This window comes from Variovorax sp. 3319 (assembly GCF_031456585.1).
Taxonomy (GTDB): domain Bacteria; phylum Pseudomonadota; class Gammaproteobacteria; order Burkholderiales; family Burkholderiaceae_C; genus Variovorax; species Variovorax paradoxus_P.
The window spans coordinates 239,277-254,494 of sequence record NZ_JAVDUZ010000010.1 but is presented as its reverse complement, the minus strand read 5'-3'; the positions used below and the strand labels follow the sequence as shown (position 1 = coordinate 254,494).

Genomic DNA, 15,218 nt, shown 5'->3' with positions numbered 1-15,218 from the left:
AGTGCGGTCGAAAGTGGACCGCCTCTTTCGACCGTGGCCGATAGCGCTGGGACAATGCCAGCAGTTCTGTCACACACCAAGGAAACGCCATGGGATTGCTCGATTCGGTACTCGGCCAGGTGCTGGGAGGCGCTGCCCAGCAGCAGCACCAACAGCAAGGCGGCGGCCTGGGAGACCTGGGCGGCCTTGCTGGCGCGCTGGGTGGCCTGCTCGCCAATAACGGCGGACAAGGTGGCTTGGGAGGGCTGGTCTCCAAGTTCGAGCAGGCCGGCATGGGCGACGTGATCGGCTCGTGGATCGGCAAGGGAGAAAACAAGCCGGTCTCGGGCGGCCAGCTGCAAGACGCGCTGGGCAGCGACACCATCGCCAACATTGCATCCAAGCTCGGCATCAATGCACAAACGCTGCTGCCGATGCTGGTCACCATGTTGCCGGCCCTCATCGATCAACTCACGCCGCATGGCAAGGTGCCCGAGCAAGGCCTCGACACCCCCAACGACCTCTTGGGCTCGCTCAGCGGCCTGCTGCAGAACAAGCAGCCGTAAGCAAAATTGCTCATTGAAGTTCAGGCGCCCGCGAGGGCGCTTTTTTTTGCCCGCATTTCGACTGGCGCATGCGTGGCGAATCACGTAGAACCTCAGCCTTCATGCCGCAACCTGCTTCGAGCTCCTTTCCATGAACCGCAACCTCTGGCTGCTTGCCATTTGCCAGGGCTTGTTCCTGACCAACAACGTCACGTTCATTGCCATCAACGGCCTTGTCGGCTTGAGCATTGCGCCGCGCGGCTGGATGGCCACCCTGCCGATCATGGGCTACGTGGTGGGCGGCGCGCTCACCACTGGGCTGGTGGCACGCACGCAGCAGCGCTTCGGCCGGCGCCGATCCTTCCAGATCGCCTTGGTCGTCGGGTTCGGGTCGGCCTTGCTGTGCGCATTCGCCGCCGTTTCGAAGAACTTCTGGCTGCTGTGCTTTGCCACGCTGGTGGCTGGCTACTACAACGCCAATGCCGGCCTCTACCGCTTTGCAGCCGCCGAACTTGCGGCCCCGGCGTGGCGCGAAAAGGCCGTGTCGCTGGTCATGGCCGGCGGATTGATCGGCGCAGTGGCCGGGCCCAATCTGGCGGCAGCCACGCGCGAAGTGTTCGCCGTGCCGTTCGCGGGTGCCTACATTGCCTTGGCGGGCGTCGCGGTGCTGTCGATGGTGATCATGCGGTTCATCGAGTTTCCAGCCCCGCTCACGCGCGAGCAGGCGCTCGGCGGGCGAACCTTGCGGGAGATCATGCGGCAGCCGGTCTTCATTGTGGCGGCAGCATCGGGCGCGCTGGGTTTTGGCGTGATGAACCTGCTGATGGCGGCCACGCCGATTGCCATGCAGATCTGCAGCCTGCCTTTCTCCGATGCCGCGCTGGTGCTCGAATGGCACGTGATCGGCATGTTCGCGCCGGGCTTCTTTACCGGCCACCTGATCCGCCGCTTCGGCGCGCTGCCCGTCATGGGCGTGGGGCTGCTGCTCAACTTCTGCTGCATTGCGGTGGCGCTGTCGGGCGTGGAGCTGCAGCACTTTCTCGTGGCGCTTTGCCTCTTGGGCGTGGGCTGGAACTTCCTCTTTACCGGCAGCACCACGCTTTCGCTCACGGCCTACACGGCAGAAGAACGCGACAGGGCGCAGGGCGCGCTCAATTTCTGCGTGTTTGCGACAGTGGCGATCACTTCGTTCGCCTCGGGCGTGCTGGTGACGACACAAGGCTGGCAGCTGTTGAACTACGGCTCGCTGGTACCTGTGGTGCTCACGGGCGCCGGCTGCTGTGGCTTGCGCAGACCCGGCGGCGCAAGGCAGCCGCAAACGCCTGACGCGCCGCTTCAAGCGGGCGTGACGCTGAAACGCGCCGCAGCAGGAGCTGCTGCGGCGCGATACCGATCAAGCAGCAGCCGGATCCGCTGCGGCGGCGCGATGCGCGGCGGGCAACGCCGCAATCACTTCGGCCACGGCGGCGGTCAGTTTCTTGGCATAGGGCACATGCAGGAACTCGTTGGGGCCGTGCGCATTGCTCTTGGGGCCGAGCACGCCGCAGACCATCATCTGCGCCTTGGGGAAGCCGGCGCTCAGCATGTTCATGAGCGGAATGGTGCCGCCTTGGCCGATATAGCCGCACGAAGCGCCGAAGTGCGCCTGCGAGGCCTTGTTGAGCGCGTCTTCGAACCATGGCGTGATCGTCGGCGCGTTCCAGCCGGTGGCGCCGCCGCCGCTCTCGAAGGTGACCCGGGCCTGGTAGGGCGCGTTGTCCTCGAGCAGGGCTTTCAGCTTCTGCACTGCCTCGGCCGCATCGACGAGCGGCGGCAGGCGTAGCGAGAGCTTGAATGCGGTGTAGGGGCGCAGCACGTTGCCCGCGTCTTTCAATGCAGGAAATCCTTCGGCCCCGGTAACCGATAGCGTGGGCTTCCAGGTGCGGTTGAGCAGCGCTTCCACGGGGTCGGTGGTGGTCGGCAGCGCGAAGACGGTCGAGCCGCCGCAGTCGTAGTGCGCCCACGGAAAGCGCTTGTAGACCTCTTCGCCAAGGATGGCGGCGGTAGCCCTGGCCTGCGCCAGCCGGTCGGCCGGCACTTCGCAATGGAAGCTGGCCGGCAGCAGGCGGCCGGTGGCGCTGTCTTCAAGGCGGTCCAGCACCTGCCGCATGATGCGGAAGCTCGACGGCACCAGGCCCGATGCGTCGCCGGAGTGAATGCCCTCGGTCAGCACTTCGACCTTGAGCGTGCCGCTGGCCATGCCGCGCAGCGACGTGGTGAGCCACAACTGGTCGTAGTTGCCGGCGCCGGAATCGAGGCAGATCACCAGTTCGACATTGCCCAGCCGCGGACGCAGCGCATCGACGTACGGCAGCAGGTCGTAGGAGCCGCTTTCCTCGCAGGTTTCAATGATCCCGACGATTCGCGGGTGCGCCGCGCCCTGGTTCTTGAGCGCCTGCAGCGCCGCCACGCTCGCGTAGACCGCGTAGCCGTCGTCCGCGCCGCCGCGGCCGTAGAGCAGGCCGTTTTCGTACTTGGGCGTCCAGGGGCCGAGGTCGTTGCGCCAGCCGGTGAACTCGGGTTGCTTGTCGAGGTGGCCGTACATCAGCACGGTTTCGCCCATGTCGGTGCCGGTGGCCGGCACTTCGAAGAACAGCACCGGCGTGCGGCCCGGCAGGCGCACGATCTCCAGCTTCAGGCCCTCGACCTTCTGCGCCTCGACCCATGCCGCCGCGTTGCGCAGCACGGTTTCCAGGTAGCCGTTGGCCGACCAGTCCTTGTCGAAGCCGGGCGACTTGGCAGGAATGGCGATGTAGTCGGTGAGTTGCTTGACGATGTCGCCGTCCCATTGGGCGGTGACATCGGAGAGGGCGCGCTCGGCATCGAGCGTTCCGGCGGGCATTTCGCGGTGCAGGGGGGCGTTCATCGGTGGGTTCTCCGCGGGGGGGTGACGAAAAAACGCATTTTGCGCCTCGGCGCGACCCCGCGTAGAGTGCTGCGATCTCAACCCGGAGGGCAATGTGAGCAAGGCAACATCGACTCGGACCCAGGCGAACATCAAGGTCGGCATCGGCGGCTGGACCTATGAGCCATGGCGGGACAATTTCTACCCCAAGGGGCTCGCGCACGCAAAAGAGCTGCGGTATGCCAGCCGCAAGGTGAGTGCCATCGAGATCAACGGCACCTACTACAGCACCTTCAAGCCGGAGACTTTTCGCAAGTGGCATGACGAGGTGCCAGACGACTTCATGTTCTCGATGAAGGCCTCGCGCTTTTCGACCAACCGCAAGGTGCTTGCCACCGCGGAAGACTCGATCAAGCGCTTCATCGACAGCGGGGTGAGCGAGCTGGGCGACAAGCTCGGTCCGATCGTCTGGCAGTTCATGCCCACCAAGCAATTCGATGCGGAGGATTTCGAGGCCTTTCTGGAGCTGCTACCCACGAAGGAGGGCAGCCGCGCGCTGCGCCACGTAATGGACGTGCGGCACGAAAGCTTCATCACGCCCGCCTACCGGGCGCTCGCGAAGAAGTACAAGGTGTCGACCGTGTTCACCGACGCGGACAAGTTTCCGTCGTTCGAAGAGCCCGAGGGCGACTTTGCCTATGCGCGGCTCATGATGGCCGACGCCAAACTGAAGGCCGGCTATGCGCCCAAAGCGCTCGACAGCTGGGCCGAACGCGCGCAGCAGTGGGCCGAGTCGCCCAAGAAGCGCGACGTGTTCGTGTACTTCATCAATGGCGCCAAAGAAAAAGCACCGGCCGCGGCCGGTGCCTTGCTGGAGCGCCTGGGTTGGAAGCCGCCCGAAGAGGCGGCCTGAGAGCTGGAAGCTGGAAGCTGGAAGCTGGAAGCTGGAAGCTGGAAACGGATCAAGCGGCCGCTTGCAGCGACTGCTTGGCGCCGAAGCTGATTTCGCCCGAAAGCTGGCCGCCTTCTTCGATCACGATCTTGCCGTAGCGGATCTTGCCGGTGACCTTGCCGGTCGAATGGATCACCAGCTTTTCGCGCACCGTGAGGCTGCCGTCGAAAATGCCGCGGATTTCAGCGATGTCTATTTCGGCCGAGCCCTTGAATTCGCCCTGTTCGGCGATCTGCATCAGGCGCGAGTCCATGGTGGCCTCGACCAGGCCTTCAACCACGAGCGTGTCGCAATCGGTGATCTCGACGCCCTTGAGCTTGATGTTCGGGCCGACGGTGAGCTTGCTGCCGCCTTCCTTGGCGGCAGGGGCTGCTGCCGGTGCCAGGCCGCCTTGCTGTGCGGTAAGGGAAGAAGGATTGACGGGCGAACCAGAGAGATTGGTACCCGAGCCCACCAGCGGCGCGGGGCGGGAGGTCAACGAGTCGGTGTCACGATCACGCTTGCCGAAAAATGGGGACTGTGTAGCCAATGGGGAGCTCCTCAACAAAGGGGCTATCGTAAGAACCAGTCCATGGCCTGCGGCACTTCATTGCGCAATAAACGTAACTGAATAAATCCACCTGGCGTCGGACAATGCCCCTTTTCGCGACCTCCTTGCACGCAAGATGACCCGATCGAACACCGCTCCCGCTTCCCGGAACCTGGCTATCTCCTCGACGATCGATGCGCGGTTCGACAAGCCGGCAAGCGGATGGCGGCGCCGGCTGTTCACGGTGATCTTCGAGGCCGATACGCGTGCCGGGCTGCTGTTCGACCTTGCACTGATCGCCGTCATCGTGACCAGTGTGCTGGTGGTCATTCTCGACAGCGTGCAGTCGATTCGCGAGCAGTGGCGGCCGCTGTTCAATGCGTTCGAGTGGGGGTTCACCATTCTCTTCACGCTCGAATACATCGCGCGGCTCGCCTGCGTGAACAAGCCGATGCGTTATGCGTTGAGCTTCTACGGCGTGATCGACCTGCTTGCGTTGCTTCCGACCTACCTGGTGGCGTTCGCGCCCGAGCTCGCCTATCTCATCGATGTGCGCGTGTTGCGGCTGCTGCGCGTGTTTCGCATCTTCAAGCTGTCGCGCTACTCGGTGGAGTACCGCGCGCTGGTGTCGGCCGTGGCCGCGAGCCGCCGGAAGATCACGGTGTTCGTCGGCTTCGTGATGCTGGTGGTGCTGGTAATGGGCACGCTGATGTACGTGGTCGAAGGGCCGGTGCACGGCTTCACCAGCATTCCGGTGGCAATCTACTGGGCAATATCGACCATGGCCACGGTGGGCTTCGGCGACCTGGTGCCCAAGACCGATCTCGGCCGCGCGATCGCTTCGGTGATGATGCTGCTCGGCTGGGGTGTGCTGGCGGTGCCAACGGGCATCGTCACCGCCGAGATGGCGCGCCGCGGCCCTGGCGACGAAGAGGCACCCGTGGTGCTCGCGCCGCGCGGCGTGCTGGCGATGACGCCGCCCCCGGCGCCCGCGGTTCCTGCGCGGCGGATTACGCCTGCGGCCAGACGGCGCGCCCTTGCGCAGCATCGTCGAGGCGGGCGATGAAGGCGTTGGCGTCGGGCCCGGGCAGCGTGAACGTAAAGTCCACCGCATTGCCATGCCGCACTTCTACAAGTGAAGCGCCGCTCACGGCTGCGATCTCGCGCCGCACGAGCCCTTCCAGCGCATAGGGCACGGTGCATTGCAGCTGCCGCTGGCGCACCAGCGGAACCAGCGTTGCACCGACACAAGCCTGCGCAACCGCATCGGTATAGGCCCGCACGAGTCCGCCCGCACCGAGCTTGATGCCGCCGAAATACCGCACCACGGTGGCGAGCACGCCTTCGAGTTGTTGGTGCCGCAGCACCTCGAGCATCGGCCGTCCGGCGGTGCCGCCCGGTTCGCCGTCGTCGTTGGCCGCCGACTGGCCGCCGGCCATGAGCGCCCAGCACACATGCGCGGCGGCAGGGTGTTCGCTGCGCAGCGCCGTCACGATGGCGAGCGCAGCGGCGCGGTCGGCCACCGGTTGCACGCAACCGATGAAGCGGCTTTTCTTGACCAGCAGTTCGCTGTGCGCCGGATGCGAGAGCGTGAAGCTCATGAGCGCGCCCTGTTCCGGGTTTGCGAGGATGCGAAAGCGCTCAGCGCTCCCGCTCGAACTTGAACACCGCCGTGCCCGCGCGCGCGTTGGGCAACCAGCGCACGCTGCGGCCTTCCTGCACACCGAATGCATCGAGCACGCGCAGGCTGTTTTTTTGCGCCAGCACCTCGAAGTCCTTGAAGGTGCCGACCCGGATGTTGGGCGTGTCGTACCACTGGTAGGGCAGGCGGCGCGTCACGGGCATGCGGCCCCGCGCAATGCTGATGCGATTCGGCCAGTGGGCAAAGTTTGGAAAGGCGACGATGCCGATGCGGCCCACGCGCGCGGTTTCGCGCAACATGACCTCGGCATTGCGCAAATGCTGCAGCGTGTCGATCTGCAGCACCACGTCGAACGTGGCGTCGTCGAACACCGCAAGGCCTTCGTCGAGGTTCAGCTGGATCACGTCGACGCCGCGGCGAATGCACTGCAGCACGTTGCCGTCGGCAATTTCCACACCGTAGCCGGTGCAACCGCGCTCGCGCTGCAGCATGTCGAGCAGGGCGCCGTCGCCGCAGCCGAGGTCGAGCACGCGGGCGCCTTCGGGCACAAGGTTCGCGATGAGGCGCTGGGTTTCGATGTCGCTCATTGGGCAGCACTCCCTTCGGCCTGGATCTCATGCGCCACGCGCTCGAAGTAAGACCGCACCACGCCCATGTATCGCACGTCGTCGAGCAGGAAGGCGTCGTGCCCGTGGGGCGCGTCGATTTCGGCGTAGCTCACGTTGCGCCGGTTGTCGAGCAGCGCTTTCACCAGTTCGCGGCTGCGCGCGGGCGAAAACCGCCAGTCGGTCTTGAAGCTAACGAGCAGGAACTTGGCGGTGGCTTTAGCAAGCGCCGCGCTGAGGTTGCCGCCGTGCGCACGCGCGGGGTCGAAGTAGTCGAGTGCGCGCGTGATCAGGAGATAGGTGTTGGCGTCGAAGTACTCGCTGAACTTGTCGCCCTGGTAGCGCAGGTAGCTTTCGATCTGGAACTCGATTTCCTGCGTGGAATAGCGGTAGTCGAGCGCCGCCGCCTCGCCTTCGACCGCGCTGCGCAGGATGCGTCCGAACTTCTCGTTCATGACGTCGTCGCTCAGGTAGGTAATGTGGCCGATCATTCGCGCAATGCGCAGGCCCCGCTTGGGCACGACGCCGTGCTCGTAGAAATGGCCGCCATGAAAGTCGGGGTCGGTAACGATAGCGCGGCGCGCCACTTCGTTGAAGGCGATGTTCTCGGCCGTGAGGTTGGGCGCACTGGCCACCACGACGGCGTGGCGCACGCGGTCCGGGTACTGCAGCGTCCACGACAGCGCCTGCATACCGCCCAGGCTGCCGCCCATCACGGCCGCAAGCGTGCGAATGCCGAGCGCGTCGAGCAGTGCGGCCTGCGCGTCGACCCAGTCTTCGACCGTGACCACCGGAAAGTCCGCGCCGTAGATGCGCCCGGTGCCCGGGTTGGTGTGCATCGGCCCGGTCGAGCCGAAGCAGGAGCCGAGGTTGTTTACGCCAATCACGAAGAAGCGGTTGGTGTCGACCGGCTTGCCGGGCCCCACCATGTTGTCCCACCAGCCTTCGGACCTGGCCTGGCCTTCGTAGACGCCGGCCACGTGGTGCGACGCATTCAGCGCATGGCACACCAGCACCGCGTTGCTGCGCTCGGCGTTCAGGGTGCCGTAGGTTTCGTAGGCGAGCGTGTAGCTGCCGAGCGAGGCGCCGCTGCGCAAGGCCAGCGGGCCCGCGAACTGCATCGACTGCGCAGAAACGACCAAAGAAGTTGACGACATCTATGAAAAAACCCGGCCTCGCCAAAAACGAGCCGGGTTGTTCGCCAACTGACTGTCTTTAGCTGAATTTATAAAGCGCCCGCAAGCTGAAGCAAATCGGCGCAGACGGCAGTATATCGCCGCGCCGCATTACCAGCCGACGATCATCACGATGCCAAGCACAAGGAAGATGGCCGCCGATATGCCGTGCACGAGCGTGATCGGCACCCGCTTCACGATCTTGTCGCCCAGCCAGACGACCGGCGCATTGGCCAGCATCATGCCCAGCGTGGTGCCCGCAACGACCCAGGCGTAGGCCTCGGTAAACCGGGCGGCGAGCATGACGGTGGCGATCTGGGTCTTGTCGCCCATCTCGGCCAGGAAGAATGCAATGAGCGTGGTGCCAAAAACGCCGTAGTGCGAGGCTGCGGGCGCGTCGTCTTCGTCGAGCTTGTCCGGAATCAGCATCCAGGCAGCCATGGCAATGAACGAGCCGCCAAGAATCCAGCGCAGGACTTCGGGGCCGAGCCAATGGGTGATGTAGTTGCCGACGGCACCGGCCAGGGCATGGTTGACGACGGTGGCAACGAAGATCCCGAGCACGATCGGCCAGGGTTTTCTGAAGCGGGCGGCAAGCAAGAGGGCCAGCAACTGGGTCTTGTCGCCCATTTCGGCGAGCGCGACCACACCGGTTGCAACGAGAAAAGCTTCCATGAGAGCAGGGGTTCCTTGGGCCGAAGGACGCAATTGACCGTGCAACACCTTCGGCCATATTCCCGAAGTTGCACGGTCAAAGGTCTCGCCAGGTGAATCACTGCACGCGCCATGTCCTGTGGGGCAGGACAAGTCTGTTGACGCGGGCCCTTCTCGTGTTGGAAGGCGGCTACTCCCCAATGACGGAGCGCATTCTACCTGCGCTGTTTGCAGCCCTTTTGCCCCGAGTTGTAAGCGGGCGCTAGCTTCTTTTAATTTTTAGCGGTCCTACAGGAAGCAGCAAATTCCTGCTTGCATTTTGTGTATTTCACCCATAATGCACGAGCCTCCCTCTTCATTTTGCCGGGGCGGCAGTTCGGTGATCGGTCAGTTTCGCGCGACTCGACAGCTCTTGGTTGAGTGATGCTTTCGGGACTCCATCGCTTTTCTTGCTTTGTGTTTATAGGAGTCCCTTGATGGGCAACAAACTGTATGTCGGCAACCTGCCTTACTCGGTGCGCGACGGTGATCTCGAACAGGCTTTCGGACAATTCGGCTCGGTGACCAGTGCAAAGGTCATGATGGAACGCGACACGGGCCGCTCGAAGGGCTTCGGCTTTGTCGAAATGGGCAGCGACGCGGAAGCCCAGGCAGCAATCAACGGCATGAACGGCCAGCCGCTGGGCGGCCGCAGCGTCGTCGTCAATGAAGCACGTCCCATGGAAGCACGTCCCCCGCGCAGCGGTGGTGGCGGCTACGGCGGCGGCGGTGGTGGTTATGGCGGCGGTGGTGGCGGTGGCTACGGCGGCGGTGGTGGTGGCTACGGTGGCGGTGGCGATCGCAGCGGCGGTGGTGGCTACGGTGGCGGCGGCGATCGCAGCGGCGGTGGTGGCCGTTCCGGCGGTGGCGGCTATGGCGGTGGTGGCCGCAGTGGCGGCGGCGGTGGTGGTGGCGACGGTGGTTTCCGCAGCCCCTACGGCGCCGGTCCGCGTGGCGGCGGCGGTGGCCGCTCCGGCGGTGGCGGCGGCTACGGCGGCGGAAACAGCGGCTACTGAGCCCTGCATTCCGGGCACAAAAAAAGGCGCCTCGGGAGCCTTTTTTGTTGGCTTTGCTGCAGGCCGGCGTGCGGCGAAAAAAATCAGCTTTCGCCGCTGCGCTTCTTGCGGCCCCGCCCTTGCACGGCGCGGTCGAGCAGGGCGTTCGGCAGCATGCGCATGAGCTTGGAAATGACACCCATCTGCCACGGAATCACGCGGTAGCTGGTACCAGCCTGAATGGCGGCGAGCGCCTGTTCCGCAAAGTCTTCTGCCTTCATGAGAAAGGGCATGCCGTATCGGTTCCCCTGGGTGAGCGGCGTGTCGATGTAGCCCGGGCAGATGGTGACAACCTTGACGCCGCTTTTGTGCAGCTCGCCGCGCAAGCTCTCGCAGTAAGCGACCACGCCCGCCTTGCTGGCGCAATAAGCGCCATGTCCGGGCAGGCCGCGAATGGCCGCGACGCTCCCGATGCCAACGAGCCGGCCGCTGCCGCGCTGCCGCATTGCCGCAACAAAAGGGTGGAAGGTGGCCATCAGGCCCACGTTGTTGGTGGCAAAGGTTCGCGCCATCACGTCGATGTCTTCCCGCTCGGTCGTGTCGATGCCCACGCTGATGCCGGCGTTGGCAATCACCACATCGGGCAGGCCCTGGCGCTCGATACAGGCGGCCCCGGCGGCCACGATGCTGTCCGTCTGCGCCACGTCCGCGCTATAGACCTGGTAGCGCGCCAGATCCAGGTTGCGGGCGGTCGCCCATGATTCGATCTCTGCGGTGCGCCGCGCCACGAGTGCCAGCCGGTAGCCGGCGTCATAGAAGCTGGCGGCCAGAGCCTGGCCGATGCCGCTCGATGCACCGGTAATGAAGACTAGCGGGGACGTACTCATGGGGTGCGAGGGGCTTCCGGTAATTTTTTGCTTTAGCGCGGCTTGCCGCCTGGAGCGGCCGCCGACGGAATCAGAACGCCGCGCACCCGGCCGGTCAGGTTGGCGACCCCGCTCAGGTTGTCGTAGTCGAGGTTGTCCGCGGTGAACTGGTCGGTACCGCGAATGAGCGTGACAGGCTTGTTCGAAGTCACGCGTTCGGTGTCGAGAAAGGCATGGAGAAAGTCACCGCGAAACTCGAGCCGCGGCGTGCCCTTGCCATTGGGATTGACCACCGGATCGCGGATGACGACCGCATTGCCGAACAGCTGGATCTCGCTGCCGTCGGAATTCGAGAGCCCCCGGTTGGCCGTGGCGTGCGTGGTGTAGCCCTGCGGCGAGACGGAGCGAACGCGCACGTCGTCGACCTCGGTGGTGTCGGTGTCGGGGTAGTGCCGGCCTTCCTTGCCGTGGAGTTCGCTGCGCAGGTCGCCGTTGGGCAGGTAGTTCTTGATGACGAAGCCGCGCATGAAATAGTCGGGCTCGTGCGTGGGTGCGGCCTTGGCGGTGGGCTCGAGCAGCTTGGGCGCGTTGCGCACCAGCCAATAGGTGCCGAGCGCCACGGCTGCCGTCAGGATGATGGGCAGGTAGATGGTGGCGCGGTCAACCGCGTTGCGCAGCAGGTTCCAGGCGCGGTTCATTGCGTGGGGCCTCGCGCTGCATCGAGCAGGCGCCTGTACTGGCCGCAAGCCGTGAGCAGCAAATCGCAGAACTCGCGCGCGGCACCCTCGCCGCCGCGCGCACGGGTCACGTAGTTGACGGCGTCGCGCACTTCCACGTGCGCGTTGGCGGGCGCCGCGGCAAAACCGACGCGCGCCAGCACCGGCAAGTCGGGCCAGTCGTCACCGATGGCCGCGGCCTGGTGCCAACCGAAGCCCAGCTGCTCCAGCATGGCTTCGGCCGCGGGCAGCTTGTCTTCAGTGCCGTAGCGCACATGCTGTATGCCGAGCGCCTCGAGCCGCACGCGCAACGGCTTGGAGTCGCGCCCGGTAATTACTGCCGGCGTAATGCCCGCCACGCGAAGCAGCTTGAGCCCGTAGCCGTCGAGGATGCTGAAGCGCTTGAGCGTTTCGCCGTGCTCGGTGAAGTAAACGCCGCCGTCGGTCAGCACGCCATCGATGTCGAAAAAGGCCATTCGCACATCCTGCGCGGCCAGCAAGGTTTCGGCCTGGAATTCGAGCGGCATCAGATGACCTTCGCGCGCATCAGGTCGTTGATGCTGAGCGCGCCGATCAAATGCCCTGCGGGGTCGACGATGAGCACGCTGGTAATGCGGTGTTCTTCCATCAGCTCGGCTGCCTCGACCGCCAGCGCCTCGGAGCGCAGCGTGCGCGGCCCGGGGTGCATTACGTCGGCGGCGGTAAGGCCGCGCAGGTCGCCGCCGGTCTCGACCTGCCGGCGCAAATCGCCATCGGTAAAGATGCCAATGGCACGGCCGTCGACGTCGACCACGGCCGTGGCGCCCAGGCCCTTGGAGCTCATCTCGCGCATCAATTCGCTGAGCGTTGCGGTGGGTGCGACGCGCGGCACGTCGTCGCCCGAGCGCATCACGTCGCTCACGTGGGTGAGCAGCTTGCGGCCGAGCGCACCGCCCGGGTGCGAGCGCGCGAAGTCTTCGGAGCCGAAGCCGCGCGCATCGAGCAGCGCCACCGCCAAGGCATCGCCCATCGCCATCTGGGCGGTAGTGCTTGCGGTGGGGGCCAGGTTGAGCGGGCAGGCTTCCTTGGCAACGCCGGCATCGATCACGATGTCGGCATGGCGCGCCAGGGTGGAATCGGTGCGGCCTGTCATTGCAATGAGGGGCACGCCCTGGCGCTTGACCACGGGCAGGATCACGGTGAGCTCGTCGACCTCGCCGCTGTTGGAGATGGCCAGCACCAGGTCGACCGACTTGATCATGCCGAGATCGCCGTGGCTGGCCTCGGCCGGGTGGACGAACATGGCCGGCGTGCCGGTGGAGGCGAGGGTGGCGGCAATCTTGCGGCCGACGTGGCCGCTCTTGCCCATGCCCATGACGACCACGCGCCCGCGCACTTCGAGCACCTTGCGCACGGCCTCGACGAAGCTCGGGCCCACGCGCGACTTGAGGCCGAGTACGGCATCGGACTCGATGTCGAAGGTGGCACGGGCCCGCGCGAGTATTGCGTCGGCGTCGACCACGGGGGGCAGGGGAGCTGAACTCATCGGCGGATTTTACGGGGCGCCCGGCATCTGCCGTTATCGGCTGAAAGCGGCGCGCGCGGGGCATGGACATTGCTCTAGCATCCAGCCATGTCTTCGTTCGATCTCACGCTGTTGTATTTGCTTGCCGCGGTCATCGGCGTTGTGGTCTGCCGCTCGCTGAAGCTGCCGCCAATGCTCGGCTATCTGTCGGCCGGCGTGCTGATCGGCCCTCATGCGCTGGCATTGGCGCAGAACTCCGAAGGCATTCGCCACCTGGGTGAATTTGGCGTGGTATTCCTGATGTTCGTCATCGGGCTGGAGTTCAGCCTGCCCAAGCTGCGCGCCATGCGCAAGCATGTGTTCGGGCTCGGCCTGCTCCAGGTGTTGCTGACGATGACCCTCGCCACCGCCGGCGCGCTCTTGATAGCCTCGCAACTGCCGCCGGCCTGGCGGCTTGGCTGGCAAACGGCACTGGCACTTTCGGGCGCACTCACCATGAGCAGCACCGCCATCGTGGTCAAGCTGATGGCCGAAAGGCTCGAACTGGAAAGCGAGCACGGCAAGCGGGTGATGGGCGTGCTGCTCTTCCAGGATTTGGCCGTGGTGCCGCTGCTGGTGCTGATTCCGGCTCTTGGCGCGCCGCCCGAGGCACTGGCCAAGGCAATCGGCTTCGCGATGGTGAAGGCGGTCTTGCTGATCGGCGTGCTGCTTTATGGTGGCCCGCGGGTCATGCGCTGGTGGCTCACGCTCGTGGCGCGGCGGCGCAGCGAAGAGCTCTTCATCCTGAACGTGCTGCTGATCACGCTCGGCCTGGCCTGGCTCACCGAACTGGCCGGACTGAGCCTGGCGCTGGGGGCCTTCATTGCCGGCATGCTGGTTTCCGAGACCGAATACAAGCACCAGGTGGAAACCGACATCCGCCCGTTCCACGATGTGCTGCTGGGGCTCTTCTTCATCACGGTGGGCATGTCGCTCGACTGGCACATCGTGGTGGAACGCTGGGCGCTGGTGGGTGTGCTGCTGCTGGTGCCGCTGGGTTTCAAGCTGGTTCTGGTCACGGTGCTGGCGCGGGTGCTTGGCGCCACATCGGGTGTGTCGTTGCGCACCGGCCTGTATCTGGCGCAGGCCGGCGAATTCGGCTTTGTGCTGCTGACGCTCGCGCAGGAGCGCAGCCTGCTGCCGCCGTGGCTGGCCAATCCGGTGCTGGCGTCGATGGTTCTGTCGATGCTGGCCACGCCTTTCATCGTGATGTACACCAACGCCATCGTGCGCAAGCTGGTGGCAAGCGACTGGCTCCAGCAGTCGCTCCAGATGACGTCCATCGCGCGCAAGACCATCAACACTGCCAAGCACGTGATCATCTGCGGCTACGGGCGCTGCGGCCAGAACCTGGCGCGCATCCTGGAGCGTGAGGGCATTCCGTACATGGCGCTCGACCTCGACCCCGACCGGGTGCGCCAGGCCGCCGCGGCCGGCGATTCGGTGGTGTTCGGCGACGCCGCACGGCTGCAGGCCCTGATGGCGGCCGGCCTCGCCCGCGCCAGCGCCGTGGTCGTGACTTATCTCGATGTGCCCGGCGCCATGAAGGTGCTGGCCAACACACGCGCTCATGCGCCCCAGGTGCCGGTGATCGTGCGCACGCAGGACGACCACGACCTGGAAAAGCTGCAGGCAGCCGGCGCCACCGAGGTGGTGCCCGAAGCCATCGAGGGTTCGCTGATGCTCGCAAGCCATGCGCTGGCGCTGGTCGGTGTACCGATGCGCCGCGTGATCCGCGTGGTGCAGGACCAGCGAGATGCGCGCTACAACCTGCTGCGCGGCTACTTTCACGGTGCCGACGACGACAACGCGGACGAGCTCGACCATGAGCGGCTCAACACCTTCACGCTCACGCCCGGGACACGGGCCGTCGGCCAGACGCTGGCGCGAATGGCACTGGAAACGTTGGGTGTGCGCGTCGCCGGCCTGCGCCGGCATGACGGGCAGCCGCATGTGCCAAGCGACGACACAGTACTGACCGACGGGGACACCCTGGTGCTGTCGGGCAAACCTGCCGCATTGGCCGTTGCCATCGAGCGCCTGCAAAAAGGCTGACCGGGCAACTCGGCAGCAGGGCGGCCCCTGCCCTGGAAT

15 protein-coding genes, 1 pseudogene and 1 riboswitch are annotated in these 15,218 nt (G+C 65.3%); of the genes and pseudogenes, 6 read left to right on the top strand and 10 right to left on the bottom strand.

Annotated features, from left to right (window positions below; all coding sequences use genetic code 11):
* The first annotated feature begins 89 nt into the window (after positions 1-89).
* Together J2X67_RS20825 and J2X67_RS20820 are read left to right on the top strand one after the other, a co-directional pair.
* The gene (locus tag J2X67_RS20825) at positions 90-545 is read left to right on the top strand and encodes a YidB family protein (protein ID WP_409050523.1); all 456 of its coding nucleotides are present in this window, start codon (positions 90-92) and stop codon (positions 543-545) included.
* Positions 546-675: 130 nt separating this feature from the next.
* A pseudogene (locus tag J2X67_RS20820) lies at positions 676-1,850 on the top strand (MFS transporter).
* 67 nt (positions 1,851-1,917) lie between these two features.
* Here J2X67_RS20820 and J2X67_RS20815 read toward each other — a convergent pair.
* Positions 1,918-3,429 (bottom strand): M20 family metallopeptidase, encoded by a 1,512-nt coding sequence (locus J2X67_RS20815; RefSeq protein WP_309956039.1) that lies wholly within the window; start codon positions 3,427-3,429, stop codon positions 1,918-1,920.
* A 94-nt stretch (positions 3,430-3,523) separates the two neighbouring features.
* Between J2X67_RS20815 and J2X67_RS20810 the strand changes: the two genes are divergently transcribed.
* A complete protein-coding gene (locus J2X67_RS20810; protein WP_309956037.1) occupies positions 3,524-4,321 on the top strand; it encodes a DUF72 domain-containing protein in 798 nt (265 codons plus the stop codon).
* Between the two features lie 49 nt (positions 4,322-4,370).
* On the opposite strand, the gene J2X67_RS20805 is transcribed toward J2X67_RS20810, so the two are convergent.
* Positions 4,371-4,889: a polymer-forming cytoskeletal protein gene (locus J2X67_RS20805; protein WP_281148907.1), complete on the bottom strand. Its 519-nt coding sequence runs from the start codon at positions 4,887-4,889 to the stop codon at positions 4,371-4,373.
* A 136-nt stretch (positions 4,890-5,025) separates the two neighbouring features.
* On the opposite strand from J2X67_RS20805, the gene J2X67_RS20800 reads away from it, so the two are divergent.
* On the top strand, positions 5,026-5,955 hold the full coding sequence (locus tag J2X67_RS20800) for an ion transporter (RefSeq protein WP_309956035.1): 930 nt from the start codon (positions 5,026-5,028) through the stop codon (positions 5,953-5,955).
* On the opposite strand, the gene J2X67_RS20795 is transcribed toward J2X67_RS20800, so the two are convergent.
* From J2X67_RS20795 to J2X67_RS20780, 4 genes are all read right to left on the bottom strand, one after another.
* Positions 5,900-6,490, bottom strand: a complete 591-nt coding sequence (locus tag J2X67_RS20795) for a YigZ family protein (RefSeq protein WP_309956033.1) — start codon at positions 6,488-6,490, stop codon at positions 5,900-5,902. The genes J2X67_RS20800 and J2X67_RS20795 overlap by 56 nt on opposite strands.
* A gap of 40 nt (positions 6,491-6,530) precedes the next feature.
* The gene (gene metW, locus J2X67_RS20790; protein ID WP_309956031.1) at positions 6,531-7,118 is read right to left on the bottom strand and encodes a methionine biosynthesis protein MetW; all 588 of its coding nucleotides are present in this window, start codon (positions 7,116-7,118) and stop codon (positions 6,531-6,533) included.
* On the bottom strand, positions 7,115-8,293 hold the full coding sequence (locus tag J2X67_RS20785) for a homoserine O-acetyltransferase (RefSeq protein WP_309956029.1): 1,179 nt from the start codon (positions 8,291-8,293) through the stop codon (positions 7,115-7,117). Before J2X67_RS20785 ends, metW begins: the two co-directional genes overlap by 4 nt.
* 129 nt (positions 8,294-8,422) lie before the next feature.
* Positions 8,423-8,986, bottom strand: a complete 564-nt coding sequence (locus J2X67_RS20780) for a TMEM165/GDT1 family protein (RefSeq protein WP_309956028.1) — start codon at positions 8,984-8,986, stop codon at positions 8,423-8,425.
* A gap of 32 nt (positions 8,987-9,018) precedes the next feature.
* Positions 9,019-9,176: riboswitch (yybP-ykoY riboswitch) on the bottom strand.
* A 265-nt stretch (positions 9,177-9,441) separates the two neighbouring features.
* Here J2X67_RS20780 and J2X67_RS20775 point away from each other — a divergent pair.
* Complete coding sequence (locus tag J2X67_RS20775; protein ID WP_309956025.1) at positions 9,442-10,020, top strand: RNA-binding protein; 579 nt, start codon at positions 9,442-9,444, stop codon at positions 10,018-10,020.
* A gap of 83 nt (positions 10,021-10,103) precedes the next feature.
* On the opposite strand, the gene J2X67_RS20770 is transcribed toward J2X67_RS20775, so the two are convergent.
* From J2X67_RS20770 to J2X67_RS20755, 4 genes are read right to left on the bottom strand one after another with little or no spacing between them, the layout of a single operon-like run.
* A complete protein-coding gene (locus tag J2X67_RS20770) occupies positions 10,104-10,886 on the bottom strand; it encodes an SDR family oxidoreductase (protein WP_309956023.1) in 783 nt (260 codons plus the stop codon).
* Between the two features lie 32 nt (positions 10,887-10,918).
* Positions 10,919-11,563: an LPS export ABC transporter periplasmic protein LptC gene (gene lptC / locus J2X67_RS20765; protein WP_309956021.1), complete on the bottom strand. Its 645-nt coding sequence runs from the start codon at positions 11,561-11,563 to the stop codon at positions 10,919-10,921.
* Positions 11,560-12,108 (bottom strand): HAD hydrolase family protein, encoded by a 549-nt coding sequence (locus J2X67_RS20760; protein ID WP_309956019.1) that lies wholly within the window; start codon positions 12,106-12,108, stop codon positions 11,560-11,562. The genes lptC and J2X67_RS20760 overlap by 4 nt, the downstream gene beginning before the upstream one ends.
* Positions 12,108-13,106: a KpsF/GutQ family sugar-phosphate isomerase gene (locus J2X67_RS20755; RefSeq protein WP_309956017.1), complete on the bottom strand. Its 999-nt coding sequence runs from the start codon at positions 13,104-13,106 to the stop codon at positions 12,108-12,110. The genes J2X67_RS20760 and J2X67_RS20755 overlap by 1 nt, the downstream gene beginning before the upstream one ends.
* An 87-nt stretch (positions 13,107-13,193) precedes the next feature.
* On the opposite strand from J2X67_RS20755, the gene J2X67_RS20750 reads away from it, so the two are divergent.
* Positions 13,194-15,179, top strand: a complete 1,986-nt coding sequence (locus tag J2X67_RS20750) for a monovalent cation:proton antiporter-2 (CPA2) family protein (RefSeq protein ID WP_309956015.1) — start codon at positions 13,194-13,196, stop codon at positions 15,177-15,179.
* Positions 15,180-15,218 lie beyond the last annotated feature (39 nt).